Below are 14916 nucleotides of genomic sequence, written 5' to 3' on the forward strand. Positions count from 1 at the left end.
ATCTTTTTTTATTCATGCTTTTTCTTTCACTTTTATAGTTGTTGACAATATCGATATTCGATATTATGATAATGGTGAATACATACATATTAATAGAAAAGGGGTGTACTTTTGCCAAGAAAAAAGCTTACCACCTTAACTGAACAAATGTACTACGTACTCTTAGTTTTGGATAATGAAAGATGTGGCAGTGAGATCGTATCCGCTGTACAGGATCTAACAAAAAATCGAATCAAATTAGGTGCCGGAACCCTATATACCATTCTCTCCCTTTTTGAAGAAGAAGAGATCATCCAAGAAACAAAGATCCTTGGACGGAAAAGAATGTATCAGATCACTTCTCATGGACGCAGTCTGCTGAATCAGGAAATTCGGCGTTTAAAACAAATGCTTATCGACACGCAGCATTACAAGGAGGAATAAATGAAAAGAAAATACCAGATCATTCACTTTACAATTTATGAAAAAAATATTCTCGAAGCTTATCTCAATGATATGGCAAGACAAGGATGGCAGATAGAATGGATGAGCAGTTACATCATCTGTTTTGCTTCATCTCACGAACATTTCTATTATACAGTTGAATATAATCAAAATAACGGCTTCATAAATGATGAAATCGATGCCCCTGAACAACAGATCGAATTCTATGAAGAACTTGATTATAAATTCATCTGTTCAACAAAATACTTTTCAATATACCGCTCTTTGAAAAACAACGATTTCTCAACCGATGACGATCTTCAAAAAAGAAACTTTACTGAGACTAGAAAGAAAATGAATCGTTCCATTTCAACCGCTTTTGTCATCTTTCTTTCGCTTTTTTTACCGAATGTCTTCTTTCAGTCGAGAAGAATGTTATTGCTATCCAGCAACTTTCTGATCGCCACCTTTCTTGGATATTTATTCTATCTCCTAACTGCTGTCTTTTTACGATTGAAGCACTTTTCAACAATTAAACAGATCCTATTGCGGACACATGTAATCGTCCTTATCTTTATTATCATTTTATCATACTTTGTTTTTTCTTACTGCCAGTTCTCAAAAGATGTTTGGGCAACAATACTGGCAATTGTTTTCGCTGTCAATCTGCTTTTAAGTTTTGCCGTTGCTTTTAAATCCAACGATCACAAAACAAATTGGCGCATCTTCAGCTATGTATCTGATTTTATCTTAATTTTAGGTTTGATCCTCCGCATGTATGCAGCAGGTAACGATACTTCAAAAGCCACAGAAATCATCGACAGTTCTTATTATGGAAACAGGATCATCAACAATTACTATGAAAGTGAATCATTTTTATTAAAATATTTCTCTTCTCATATGAGCTCACCATCCCAATTCGCCTTTCTCTCTGAAAATTCTCTTTCCTATACCTATTATATCGATAAAAGCACCTTCTTACATGACGAAATCATGAAAAAGCTCAATCAGTATCATGATTTTTCTTACACAACGACAATTGATCACGTAGATATTTATTGCGATGATTATAGTGATGATAATACTTATACAGACATGCTTTTCATAAAAGAGAATCATTATTTGCTTTTCCATTCCAACTTTGAATGGAATGATACAACCCGAAAGGAATTCATCCAAAGCATCCGCTGGCAATAAAAAAGGACAGGATTTACCTGTCCTCTAACATATCATCAATGACCTGCCATACGCGGTCGATTCCCTGCTTCTTTTCACTTGAAAAAGGAATCAGAGGTTCTTCTTCGCTTAATTGCAGTGTCGTTTTTATTTTATCAAGACATTTCTGGATTTCACTTCTTTTGAGCTTATCCATCTTTGTCGCAATGACTGCCAATCTCATATGATGATATCTGGCATACTCGATCATCGTAATATCATCTTCGCTCGGTTCATGACGGGCATCTACGATGATCAACAAGCCTTTTTTCTGCTTGCGTTGTTCAAAATAGTCTTCCATCATCTCACCAAACTGAATCAGCATTTTTTTCGATGCGTTGGCATATCCATAGCCGGGAACATCCACCAGCATAAAACGATCATCAATATTAAAGAAATTCAATAATCTTGTCTTTCCGGGCGTATTTCCTACATAGGCAAGATTTTTTCTGCGTGTGATCGTATTGATCAGTGAGCTTTTCCCTACATTGCTTCTTCCAGCCATCACGATTTCAGGAAGCACGCTGTCAGGCCAGCTTTTAGAATCGGGTGCAGAAATTACTAAATAAGGGTTTTTAACTTCCATTTTCTATTTGACCAGCGCATAATCAATAACCTGTGATACGTGTTCAACAGGGATGATCTTCATGCTTTCCTTTACTGAATCCGGAATTTCATCGATATCCTTCATATTTGCTTTAGGCACAATGATCGTATGAATACCGCAGCGATGTGCCGCCAAAGATTTTTCCTTCAATCCGCCGATCGGAAGCACATTACCGCGAAGGGTCACTTCTCCTGTCATGGCCAGATCGGATTTTACAGGAATATTGGTCAATGACGAAACGATGGCTGTTGTTAAGGTAACACCGGCACTCGGACCATCCTTTGGTACTGCACCTTCAGGTACATGGATATGGATATCTTCCTGTTCAAATACCTTCGGCTCGATTTTATACTTCTTGGCATTGGCACGTACATAGTCATACGCAATAGAAGCACTTTCTTTCATGACATCGCCAAGCTTGCCGGTTAAGACAAACTTGCCCTTTCCTTCAAAATGAGTCACCTCTACCTGCAAGACATCACCGCCAAAGGAAGTATATGCCAATCCTGTTACCGTACCTACCTGATCCTTCTTTTCCTTGCGGCCATAGTCATAGATCTCATGTCCCAGCCACTGATTGACAAGTTTCTTGGTAATCGTAATTGATTTCTTCTTATCCTTTAAGATAGCCAATACCGCTTTTCTGGCACAGGTACCAATAACTCTTTCAAGCTGTCGGACACCTGCTTCACGTGTATAGTATTGAATCAGATAAAGCAATACTTCATCCTTGATCTTAAACTGATTTGGCTTTAGACCATTCATCTCTACCTGTTTTGGTACCAAATGCTTTTTCGCAATCTGAATCTTCTCAACTTCCGTATAACTGCTGATCTGAATGATTTCTAAACGATCCTGCAATGCACTCGGAATATTATCCAGATAATTAGCTGTTGCGATGAATAAGACCTGACTCAGATCATAAGGTTCTTCGATATAGTGATCGCTGAAAAGAGCATTCTGTTCAGGATCAAGCACCTCCAGCATGGCACTTGAAGGATCACCCTTGTAATCACTTGCCATCTTATCAATTTCATCGATCAGGAATACAGGATTGATCGTACCTGCTTTTTTCATGCCTTGTATGATCCTGCCCGGCATACTTCCCAAATATGTTCTACGATGTCCACGTATTTCAGCTTCATCACGGACACCACCAAGTGAGATCTTCACAAATTTACGTCCTAATGCACGCGCCACTGATTTTGCCAGTGATGTTTTTCCGACGCCAGGAGGACCTACCAGACAAAGGATCGGTGATTTCAGGGAATTGGTCATCTGCTTGACTGCCAGATATTCCATGATTCTCTCTTTGACCTTCTCCAGTCCATAATGATCTTCATCTAAGATCTGCTGTGCAAGCTGTAAATCCTCGTTGTCTTCGCTTGCCTGCCAGTAAGGCAGCTTCATCAGCCAATCAATATAGCTTTTTATGACACCGCTCTCCCCGGCACTTGCAGGAAGCATTTCATAACGTGACAATTCTTCCAGGACCTTAGCCTTAATATTTTCCGGATATGGATATTTTTCCAATTGCTCACGAATCGAATCGGCATCATCGCTCGCTTCCGGTACATCTCCCAATTCTTCTTTGATGGCACGCAATCTTTCTCTCAGGAAATATTCCTTCTGGCTTTCTTCGACACGGGTTCTCACTTTTTGATTGATTTCATTGTCGATTACCAAAAGCTGCTTTTCCTTCTCGATTGCTTCAAGCAATCTTAACAACCGGGCATTTACTTCCAGCGTTTCCAAAAGCTGCTGACGCTGGTTCAACGTAAATGGAAAGATCTGTGCGATATGATCTGCCAGCCGATTTGCGGAAACACCCTTCGCAAAGCTTTTTGCCATGCCCGGTGAAATCAGGCTTGCCAGATTGTCAAAGCTTTCCATCTCTTTACTGATCTTTCTGACAAGGATCAGCTCTTCATTGGCATCTCCCGTAATATCTTCAAGCACTTCGACACTTGCAAACTTCGTATTGCGCATTTCTTTGATATCTACAATTCTGGCACGTGAAATGCCTTTAAAAACAGTTCTGATAAAAGCGTCTTTTTTATGAGTAGCAACAATACGGCAAATCGTACCCACCTGATACAGATCACCAGCTTCCGGCTGATCCACTGTCGGGTCGATCTGACTAACGACCAAAACTTCTGAATTAAAGCTCTCATTAGCTCTTCGTAATGCATTCAGGCTCATTTCACGACCGACTTCGATAGCTACTTCTTCATTTGGAAATATGACAACATCTCTTGTGCAGATCACAGGAAATTGTCTTGTGTTCATTTCTTCCATCAAATTACTCCTTCCTATTTAGTCAAAAAGACGCTGAGCGTCTTTTATTCTTTTTCAGTTTTTTTCGCAGGCTTGCTTTTCTTTACTATTTCGATTGCCTTACGCAATTTCAGATCATAGGCAATGCTGTCAGAAGAAATTAATTCCTTGACCTTATCGCTTTCCATGCCATAAGCATCTGCAATTCGCTTATATTCTTCATCAATGCTCTCTTCACTGATTTCTACGTTCTCTACTTTCGCAACTGCTTCAAGAACAAGGCGTACCTTCACCTTATTTTCTGCATCGACAGCCATTCCTGCACGGATATCGCTTTCCTGCTGGCCCGTCATCTGAGTGAACTGCTCCATCGTGAAGCCCTGCTGAGCAAGACGCTGTTTAAAATCATTGACCATACGATCACATTCCTCATCGATCATGACCTGAGGAACATCGACCTCGGCATTTTCAACGACCTTTGTCAGACAATCGTTGGTATATTTATTTTCAGCTTCGTTTTCCTTACGCTTCTTAAGATCCTCTTTCAAGTAATCCTCATATTCTTTCGTAGTCGTTACATTTTCGATATTTGCCTGCTTCACCAGCTCATCATTGAATTCAGGCAATACCTTTGTCTTGATTTCATGTACCACTACCTTAAATACGACAGGCTGTCCTGCCAGACTTGCTTCCTGATAATTTTCAGGGAAAGTAACATTGATTTCCTTAGTTTCTTCCGGTTTCATACCGATCAGCTGTTCTTCAAAGCCCGGAATGAAAGATCCCGATCCGATCACTAATGGATAGTTTTCCCCTTTTCCGCCATCAAATGCAACGCCATCCTTAAAACCTTCAAAGTCGATGACTGCTGTGTCACCATTTTCAACGCTTCCTTCTTCTTTTAATTCAAGCTCGGCATATCTTTCCTGCAAACGGCTGATCTGTTCTTCGATATCCTTCTTCAAGACACGGGTGCTTTCTTTTTTAACACCCAGATCTGTATATTGACCTAATTTCACTTCCGGTTTAACCTGAATATCATAAACAAGCGTTACTGCTTTTTCATCCATCGCTTCGATATCAAGAGATGGACGGGCGATCATCTGAATATCATGTTCACCGATTCCCTGTACCAATGCCTCCGTAGCTACCTCATCGACAGCATTGATCAAGATCTCCTGTGATGAGATATGCTGTTTAGCGATAGCACTTGGCACCTTTCCTTTACGGAAGCCAGGCAGTGAAAGCTTAGAAACGATTTTTTTAAATGCTTTATCCTGTGCTTTTGACCACTGATCACCTTCGATCGTCGTCTTCAAAACACCTGCTGATTTTTCTTTTAATTCCCAAGTAGACATGTTTTTCCTCCTAAAATTCAATCATCAAATTGTATTGCTATATAATAATAATTCAAAACTTCCTTTTTGTGAAGCATTTTTTTCAGAAAGCAATTTTTTCATCTCATTTTCACAGCCCATCATCGCTGAAACATACATCACGATCTCATAAGCACAATCTTCGCTCTCCTCTTCTTCTATTTCAAAAGGCAAATGAAGATAAGCTTCTTTATAGATACATTGTATGCATAGCTGCAGCAATGACGGATTTTCATTTTCCAGCCAGCTGTGCATGATTGCAATGCCCTCTTCAACTCCTTCACTGTCACAAGGATTGACACATGCTGATGGTATGAAAGAGATATCCAGTCCATCTTTTATAACATGAAACTCTTCATTCAGCTGCTGATCGATACAGGCTTCGATCAAAGAAATCGTAACAAGATTGCTTTTCGCATGATCAAGCCCCTTTTGGATCAGATCCAAATACTGCCGCATATTACTTTCACGCAAGGCTTTGACAGCCAATAGCTGATGAGCCTCATCCATCTCAAAATAAGCATCAATTTCATCATCACCAAGCTTTTTTTGTGCTTCGTGCATCAATAGCTCTTTTTCATAAGCATGCAGCTTTTCTTCAAAATCCATGGGTATATAAGGCATTGACAGCTCTTCCCTGATCTTGTTTGCTGCTGCTTCATAGCTGCCGGAGCTCATCAGTTCATCAATTTCTTCTATACATTCTATATAATAATTGCTCATAACCCACCTGACTTTCCATAATATATCATAAACACCTTTTCTTGGCAAATAAAAAACACCTCATTGAAAAGGTGCGAATTTAAACTCAACCTGCATTTCTGTATCTACCGTTATTATACAATAGGAAATCGGACGGCCATCACGTGAATAATACAAGCTTCCGGGATTGATCAGACGAATGCCATTCACCACTTTATCACAGGCAACATGCGTATGGCCGAAAAAAACCGTATCACAGCCTTCCTCCTTTGCCAGCCTGCTTAAATAAGACAAACGATCCCTGGAATAGCACAGATGTGAATGAAGCATCAGTACCCGAAAAGGACCGATCCTCAACTTCATCTTTTCAGGAAAATCAGCATAGTAATCATTATTGCCGCGTACGATACGCATATTCGGATAGGCGCGCTCATCACATTCAATATCTCCGCAATGCAGAAAAGCATCGGCATCCTTATGCCTTTCCATGATTTCATCAATCAAATGATTCCTGCCATGAGAATCACTCATTAATATTATCTTCATATCATCACCAGCATTACTTTAACATAATCTTTCTCATTCTTCAAATATATTTAAATTTAAATCCTCAAAAGTCAAATCATATTGAGAGCTTCCTTCCATCCATACCTGTTCATCATTTACATAAAGCAAGAAACTGCTGCCGATCTGATTCATTTTTAATGTATATAAAAGAGGCAGCACAACCCTTGCTTCAACAACATCCTCCTCTGCCAAAAACGCTTCATTCAAATAAAGTGCTACACGATCCTCTTCAATTTCTATTCGTTGGCATTCAAGACTCAATGAGGTCTGATCCACGACCTCATTGACAAAATCCAATAGGCTTTGTGAGGATGGATAACGGCGTGTCATAACCATATAATAATGGCTTTCTTCATCCTCATGCAATTCGATGATCGAACGCGATACGCTTTGATGGAGCTGGGAAGTGTCAAGGCTGAAATTATTGACTCCCAGCGTATAATCAAAAGTCTGCATCGGAAGTGCGCTTAACGGCATTTTTTCAATTGGCTTCTGATTGACTAAAAATTCCACCTGATAGCTTTCATCCAATTGTACGATACTGCTCACGATCGCTTCGATCACACGCAGCTCGATTTGAGAGCTCATCGTAAAAAATGCTTCATTAAAATTCAGTTGGACATGCTTATCCTGAATGGCAACACCCAGACATTGGATTGATACAGGAATCAGTGATTTCAGATCATATGACCCGATCTCATGCTTCATCAGTTGAAAAAGCTGAAGAATGTTTTCGCAATCAGAATCACTTTTCTGATAATTCAGCGTAACAGGCACCAGCTGATTCTCTTCATTCATCATATAAATAAGAATTTTATCCTCCATGTCATGAGTCGTGCTTTTAAAAACCTCGATCTCGTTTTTTGGAAGCGAAATCGCCGCCATAATACAGATAAAGGCTATTGCATATGTGCATACAAGTCTGATCTTTTTCATACTCCACCTCATTGTATCTTATGCTTAAGCCCTCAAAAGAAGAAGAAAAAAAATCACTCATGAGTCAAGAGTGATTGCTTTTACATCATATTCACATTTCAAAAGGGTATGAATGCTTTTTTTCATCTTATCCGGATCCTTCGTAGTATAAATTTCAACTCTACCTTCTCCGTTGATCTGTTCATCCTTAAAAAGATCAACAATTGCCTGATTGGAATCAAAGATTTCTCCTTTTCCTTCAAGATAAGGTCTTATAAGCGGAAAATGTGTACAGCCAAGAACCCATGCATCCGCTTTCTCAGTCACATAGCCTTCCACTGCTTTTTTAAGAAGCAGCGGGTCACAGCCATCCTCAATGACAGGTACCAGCTTTGCTGCCGGAATTTCATGAACCTCAGCCTCCGGGCAAAAAATGCCCAAAGCTTTTTGATAGGCATGTCTTTCCACTGTTTTAGGTGTCGCCAGCACATTGATCTTCTGATACCCGTGACCTGCCAGCTGCCGGCAGGTAGGTTCAATGATATTAAAGATATGAAGGTCTTCATATTCCTCTTGAATATCGCCGATGACATTGGCACATAAGGTATTGCAGGCAATAACGACCTCATGGATTCCCATCTTTCTGAACCGATCTAAGAAAGCACGGGCATATCTGCTTAGCTCCTCCACGCTTTTTTCACCATAGGGAACATTGCTTTGATCGGCAATAAATACGATATTTAAATCAGGATACGCCTCTTTCAGCGCTTTTACGACCAGCATGCCGCCCAATCCCGAATCACAGCAGCCGATGGTTGTGATCATTGTGCTTCATCTCCTTCTTCATTGCTTTTTTTCAGTTCTTCATGGTACTGGAGGATAAATTCCTCCAAAGGACGAGCAGGATCATTGACAAATTCAAAGCCATATTCATGTGCATGTTCGATCAGCCATAACTGCTGTGGCGAAATCTCTGTTTCCTGCAGTTCTGTCGTTTCGACCGATGCGACCACCAAGCGCACGACATTGCCCAACTGATAGACCGACTGGCCCGGATAATCAACATGCGCAAAAACATCATCGATACCATATGTCAGCAGTGCTTCTTCATACAGCTGCTCCTGTGTATCAAAGGATATATAGCCGGTCGTTACCACCATATTGCCACAGGTCTTTTCATTGATCTCAAAGGCTGCATTGCACATGCTGACAAGCTCTTTTGCTGCATTTTGTGAAAGCTGGATCGTTTCTTTCCCCTGTATCTGATTCACGATCGGGATTCCGCTGACTTCCACCAAATCTTTAGGTTCATAGGTAAACAGCGTCATATTCTTTTCTATTTTATTCGTAACCGAAGAAGGATTGCTGATCAATGTCTGATCATGTACAAAAGCATTCTCTTCCAAATAGAAGCTTTTTAATTGTGTCAGTGAGTAATTGCTGCAATAGACCTTAAAGGTAGAATAACTCATCTGATCCTTCATCGTATCGACAAGCTCCAGAATAGAAGCATCGTCCATTCCGCCAACACCTTTTGCGTAATTGTACCAATCCACATAACGAATATCAAAATGAGGCATGCCCAGATATTCAAGAAATTCTTCGGGTTTATATTGCCGATCGATCAAATAATTGATATCTTCTGTTGTCATATATTCCAGTATCAGCTTTCGATTCTCATCATTGGCATACTGATATCGTGAAAGCTCATCATAATGTTGATTCATGATATGAAAGCAACATAAAAATAATGCCAGAAGTGCACCGATAAAAAGACCTCTTTTCACTCTCATGAAAGTCACCTCTTGTTAGATTATAACAAGTTCACTTATAAAAGTAAATAAAAGAAAAGGGGGAAGCCCCCTATTCATCAAGTTCGATCTGCCGGTGGCGCAAAAGCTCCAGCACAGCCTGCGTCCGTGAGCTCACATTCAGCTTTAAAATTACATTTGAAATGTGATTGCGCACCGTTTTATCGCTGATATTCATTTTATAGGCAATTTCTTTTGTAGAATAGTTTTTCAAAAGATACTGAAAAACTTCGTTTTCACGAGGAGTACAAATTTTTTGCGTAAGATTCCTCCTTTAAACCATAGTATGCACAAATCAATGATTGTCTAAGGTTTTTTGCCCAACAAGCTCCAGCACATTTTCAGCAACGCTTGTTGGAAGGAATTCTTTCAGCTCCTCTAAGGTCGCTTGCCGGAGGTTTTTGATCGTCTTGTATTTTTTCCAGATTTGCTTCTTACGCACCTCACCGATCCCTTCAATATCATCTAAGATGCTCTTGTTCATCGCCTTGCTGCGCAGCTTGCGATGATAGGTAATGGCATAGCGGTGGACCTCATCCTGTAAATTTGTCAAAAAGAAGAAAAGCGGACAATCTTTTTTTACTTCGATAACTTCTCCATTCTTATCTAACAAAGAGCTTGTACGATGCTTATCATCCTTCACAAGTCCTGCTAACAGGATATCGATTCCCAAAGAATCCAATACCTCTTTTGCCGCTTCGATCTGTTGCCATCCGCCATCGACGATCAAAAGATCGCTCATCGGCTGTTTTTCCATCAGCTTTCGATAATAACGACGATAAAGGACCTCTTTCATTGAATCCATATCACTTCGATATTCATCTAAACGATACAGCCTGTAATCCGCCTTTGACGGTTCGCCATCCTTAAATACCACGACACCGCTGCAGTTAAAGGCTCCTGAAATATGTGAATTATCGATCATCTCAATCGTATGGATTTCTGTATTGAAAAAATCAGAAAGCTCCTTCATGGCCTGTGATTTACGGTTTTCATCCCGCTGAAGCGTTTCGATCTGTTCATGAAGCGTCTTTTTGGCGTTTTCTTTCACCATGTCCACCAATTGCTTTTTGTTTCCCTGTTTAGGCTGGACGATCTTTGTATCAAGAACCTCTTCAATTCCTTCAATGTTCAGCTCATAGGGCAGAAGGATCTCATCCGGCAATATATTTTTTTCATAATATTGAACGATAAAGCTCATAAACGTGGTTTGCGCATCCTCCACTAACGATTGCACAGAAAGTGAACGATTCAAGATCTTACCGTCATGAAGAATAAAATTCTGGATCGAAATATAACCATATTCTTCATAATAAGCAAAAACATCACGGTTCTTACGATCCTTGAATTGTACCTTCTGCTGCTGGGTAACATGCTTGATCGCTTCGATCAGGTCATGTTTCTCCTTTGCCTTTTCAAAATTCAACGCTTCGCTTGCCTCATTCATTTCACCGGTTAGCTGATGAAGGATATCAGCGGTATCTCCCTTAAGGAACCGCCTGATTTTTTTGATCATATCTTCCCTGACATCTTCATCGATCTTCTTTTCACAATATCCTAAGCATTCATGGATATGGTAATAAAGGCAGACCTTTTTCGGCAAATGCTGACATTTCCGCAAAGGAAATAAACGATTCAACAGATCCTTTGTCTGATAGGCAGCCGAAGAATCCGGAAACGGTCCGAAATACTCTGCCTTTTTATCCTTGATATTACGCACCACGCTTAATGCCGGAGCATGATCCTTGGTCAATTTCAGATAAGGATAGCTTTTGTCATCCATGAACATGATATTGAAGCGGGGACGATACTGCTTGATAAGATTAAATTCCAGCAGCAAAGCCTCCTTTTCACTGGAAGTAACGATCGTTTCAAAATCATCGATCTGTGAAACCAGCTTGGTCGTCTTATAGTTATGAGAACCCACGAAATAAGTATGAACGCGATTTTTCAGTTTAATGGCCTTTCCGACATAGATGATCTCGCCTTCTTTATTCTTCATGAGATAACAGCCCGGTTTTAAAGGAAGAAGCTCCAGCTTCTGTTTGATCTTATCACTTGCCATGATGACCTCCCTTTAGGGTTACGACCGTAGCACCCGTACCGCCTTCACCCTCACCGCCGATACGCCAGCTATCCACATATTTATTTTTCTTTAGATACTCCCAGATAGCCGTTCTTAAAGCACCGCTGCCAACACCATGGATGATCCTGACAGTTGAAAGCGAATGGGCAATGGCCGTATCTAAAAATTTATCAACGATGCTTAAAGCATCGACTACCCTTTCACCGATGACATTGCATTCCATCGAAGCACGGGCATGGGTCTTTGAAGAAACAGATGCCTTTTTATTTTTAGTTTTTTCTTTCTTTTTCTGTGTATGCGTACAATCCGATGGATCCAGCTTCATCTTCATGCCATTGGCATAAACCAAAAGATATTTCGGTTTTACCTCCAAAACCTCACCATAGTAATTATAACGTTTGATCATCACCGGATCACCGATGTGGAACACTTCATCACTGCCTGCTTTTTCTTTTTCTTCTACCAGATCATTGAGCTGAGAGCGGATCTCTAAAAGCTCATGCACCTTGGCATCTGCCTTAGAACGCATTTCTGAGAGGATCTCATCACTTTTTTCTTTTGCTTCTTCGACGATTTCCTGTGCTCTTTGCTGGGCAGCTGTCAGCATTTCCTCCTGCCTGGCCTCAAATTTCTTTTCTTTTTCTAAAAGATGTGCTTCCCTTTCTTTCAAAGCTTCACTCTGATGCTGAAGCTTTTCCTTCATCTGTAAATTTTCATTCACAAGCTCATTGAGCTTGACCATCAGCTTTTCATCTTCAGTTTCATTTTCTTCCTTGATCTGACGAGCCTCTTCAAGGATATGCGGATCAAGTCCAAAATGAGCCGCAATCGAAAGAGCATTGGACTGTCCGCTCATACCTTCGATATACCGATAGGTCGGACGCATCTTTTCCATATCAAATTCAACACTGCTGCATAAGACCTCCGGCCATTTTCCTGAAGCCGATTTTAATTTTGAGTAATGGGTCGTTGCCAGCACCATGCATTTTTTCTTTCTCAGATCATCCAGGATCGCAATCGCCAATGCCTCTCCTTCTTTAGGATCGGTACCGCTGCCCAGCTCATCAAGAATGACAAGAGAATGCTCACTGACCTTATGGGTGATCATGGCCAGCTTGGATATATGGGCACTGAATGTTGACAAGGATTGCTCGATTGACTGTTCATCACCGATGTCAATAAAAATATCATCAAACTTCGGAATCGTTACCTCATCGGCACTGACAGGAAAGCCACAATAGCTCATCAGGACGAAAAGACCTATCGTTTTTAACGTAACGCTTTTTCCGCCCGTATTGCTTCCGGTAATCAGAAGGATTGAATGATCTTTCATCTCATACGTATTCGCAACCACTTTTTTAGGGTCGATGAGCGGATGCCGGGCATTTTTCATATAGATATGCCGTTCATCATTCAAAGTAGCTACACAGCCTTGGATTTCATGGGCATAGCGAGCCTTCGCAAAGATACAATCCAAAAGTGCCAATGTTTCACAATTGGCAATCAATGCATCCCCGCATATTTTTACCTGCTGTGACAATTCAAATAAAATCCGCTTCATTTCCTCTTCTTCACTGCTTTTCAACGCCTGCAAACGATTATTCAGCTGTAAGAGGACCTCCGGTTCTATATAGACCGTGGCACCGGACGCACTTTCCCCGTGGATAAAACCGCGGACACTATTCTTTTCGGAATTTTTGACTAAAACACAAACACGATCATTGCGCATCGTTGTAATCGTATCTGTCAGCTTTGAGGCATTTGCCTGAATAAAACGAGCCGTCTGTGCAGCAATATCTCCCGTAACGGCAGCAATCGAACGGCGAATGCTTTTTAATTGCACAGATGCATGATCATACAGCTCATAGCTGCTTGAAATACAAGACTCGATCCTTTCACTCAGATGCAGATCGATCATCAGTGAATCCCCCAGCTCATCAAGCACCCCGGCACCACTTTCATGCAGATAGCGACGCATATTCTGACATCCCCGCATCAGAGCGGCACATTGCATCAGCTCACGGCAATTGCAAGATCCATCTTTCATGGCGACATCAACAGCTTCACGAATATCATAAATACCTCCAAAAGGAGGATCCTCATTTTTCCGCAAGATCTCGATCGCTTCCGCGGTCCGTTCAAGCTCAGTCTTGATCTTCAGCCTTTCGTAGCTTGGCACGGTATCCATTACCAGCGAAGCCCCTAATGAAAACTGCGTATGATCAGCAATCTTTTTTTTGATTCTTTCTAATTCTAATACATCATTCATGTGAATACCCTAACTTTTCTATAAAATCCTGAATTTCTTCATCACTGTAACCATGCTCGCTTAACAGCTTTTTTAATTCCTGCAGATTTGCCTGGTCAACAAGCGAATCAGACATGATATCAAAATCTTGTATTACTTCACTTCCATATGTAAACACCTTTTCCTGAAGTGCTTCAATATGATGAAAGAAGGTTTTTTCAATGACCTCATTTCCATTTTGAACCATGGGTGTATGAAGAACAAACAATAATACAAAACAAAGCAAAAACATTTCCACGACACCAAACAAAGCTCCAAAAAGAGCATTGGCAAAAGAAATGAGAGGCAATTCTCTAAATAAAAGCGCAATCGGCTTCAATAAAAAGATGATCAAAGAAGCCAAGATCACGATTATCACAAAAATCAGGATCTGGTTGGCATAGCTGTAAAAGAACCCTGCCAGCGGTGTATCCTGAAAAGGTGCATAGCTTTTTGGAAGGATATGAAATACCTTTGAGAAGGAAGGAGCCAGATACCATCCTAAAATGACGACAACCACAAAAGAAAAACAGCTTAAAAGCTTTGAAAGAAAACCTTTTCTATATCCCAAAAAAACAAGCAGTATCAATAATATAAGCAGCAATGGATCAACCAGCTGAATCATCAAATCCGAAAAAACCATAAAATCA

At 40.5% G+C, this 14916-nt stretch carries 14 protein-coding genes; 2 read left to right on the forward strand and 12 right to left on the reverse strand.

Annotated features, from left to right (window positions below):
- Positions 1-111: 111 nt before the first annotated feature.
- Complete coding sequence (locus ACZYT3_RS04820) at positions 112-423, forward strand: PadR family transcriptional regulator (RefSeq protein ID WP_464087872.1); 312 nt, start codon at positions 112-114, stop codon at positions 421-423.
- Positions 424-1620, forward strand: a complete 1197-nt coding sequence (locus ACZYT3_RS04825; protein ID WP_464087873.1) for a hypothetical protein — start codon at positions 424-426, stop codon at positions 1618-1620.
- A 13-nt stretch (positions 1621-1633) separates the two neighbouring features.
- Here the strand turns inward: ACZYT3_RS04825 and yihA are convergent, their stop codons facing one another.
- The 12 genes from yihA to ACZYT3_RS04885 form a co-directional block, all read right to left on the reverse strand.
- Positions 1634-2224, reverse strand: coding sequence for a ribosome biogenesis GTP-binding protein YihA/YsxC (gene yihA / locus ACZYT3_RS04830; protein ID WP_464087874.1), 591 nt, complete (start codon positions 2222-2224; stop codon positions 1634-1636).
- Between the two features lie 3 nt (positions 2225-2227).
- Entirely contained in the window at positions 2228-4543 is a 2316-nt protein-coding gene (gene lon, locus ACZYT3_RS04835) for an endopeptidase La (RefSeq protein ID WP_464087875.1), read from the reverse strand.
- A gap of 44 nt (positions 4544-4587) precedes the next feature.
- Positions 4588-5880: a trigger factor gene (tig, locus tag ACZYT3_RS04840; protein WP_464087876.1), complete on the reverse strand. Its 1293-nt coding sequence runs from the start codon at positions 5878-5880 to the stop codon at positions 4588-4590.
- 24 nt (positions 5881-5904) lie between these two features.
- Positions 5905-6621, reverse strand: coding sequence for a hypothetical protein (locus tag ACZYT3_RS04845; RefSeq protein ID WP_464087877.1), 717 nt, complete (start codon positions 6619-6621; stop codon positions 5905-5907).
- Positions 6622-6681: 60 nt separating this feature from the next.
- A complete protein-coding gene (locus tag ACZYT3_RS04850) occupies positions 6682-7146 on the reverse strand; it encodes a metallophosphoesterase family protein (protein ID WP_464087878.1) in 465 nt (154 codons plus the stop codon).
- Positions 7147-7179: 33 nt separating this feature from the next.
- Positions 7180-8103 carry a GerMN domain-containing protein gene (locus ACZYT3_RS04855; protein WP_464087879.1) on the reverse strand — a complete coding sequence of 308 codons (924 nt, stop codon included), beginning with the start codon at positions 8101-8103 and terminating at the stop codon, positions 7180-7182.
- A 57-nt stretch (positions 8104-8160) separates the two neighbouring features.
- Complete coding sequence (locus ACZYT3_RS04860; protein ID WP_464087880.1) at positions 8161-8907, reverse strand: glutamate racemase; 747 nt, start codon at positions 8905-8907, stop codon at positions 8161-8163.
- A complete protein-coding gene (locus ACZYT3_RS04865; RefSeq protein WP_464087881.1) occupies positions 8904-9875 on the reverse strand; it encodes a D-alanyl-D-alanine carboxypeptidase family protein in 972 nt (323 codons plus the stop codon). The genes ACZYT3_RS04860 and ACZYT3_RS04865 overlap by 4 nt, the downstream gene beginning before the upstream one ends.
- Before the next feature lie 70 nt (positions 9876-9945).
- On the reverse strand, positions 9946-10146 hold the full coding sequence (locus ACZYT3_RS04870; RefSeq protein ID WP_294560803.1) for a helix-turn-helix domain-containing protein: 201 nt from the start codon (positions 10144-10146) through the stop codon (positions 9946-9948).
- A 42-nt stretch (positions 10147-10188) separates the two neighbouring features.
- On the reverse strand, positions 10189-11958 hold the full coding sequence (gene uvrC / locus ACZYT3_RS04875) for an excinuclease ABC subunit UvrC (protein WP_464087882.1): 1770 nt from the start codon (positions 11956-11958) through the stop codon (positions 10189-10191).
- The gene (locus ACZYT3_RS04880; RefSeq protein WP_464087883.1) at positions 11948-14248 is read right to left on the reverse strand and encodes an endonuclease MutS2; all 2301 of its coding nucleotides are present in this window, start codon (positions 14246-14248) and stop codon (positions 11948-11950) included. The genes uvrC and ACZYT3_RS04880 overlap by 11 nt, the downstream gene beginning before the upstream one ends.
- A complete protein-coding gene (locus ACZYT3_RS04885; RefSeq protein WP_464087884.1) occupies positions 14241-14909 on the reverse strand; it encodes a CvpA family protein in 669 nt (222 codons plus the stop codon). The genes ACZYT3_RS04880 and ACZYT3_RS04885 overlap by 8 nt, the downstream gene beginning before the upstream one ends.
- Between the last annotated feature and the right edge of the window lie 7 nt (positions 14910-14916).

This window comes from Traorella sp. mt218 (assembly GCF_055420025.1).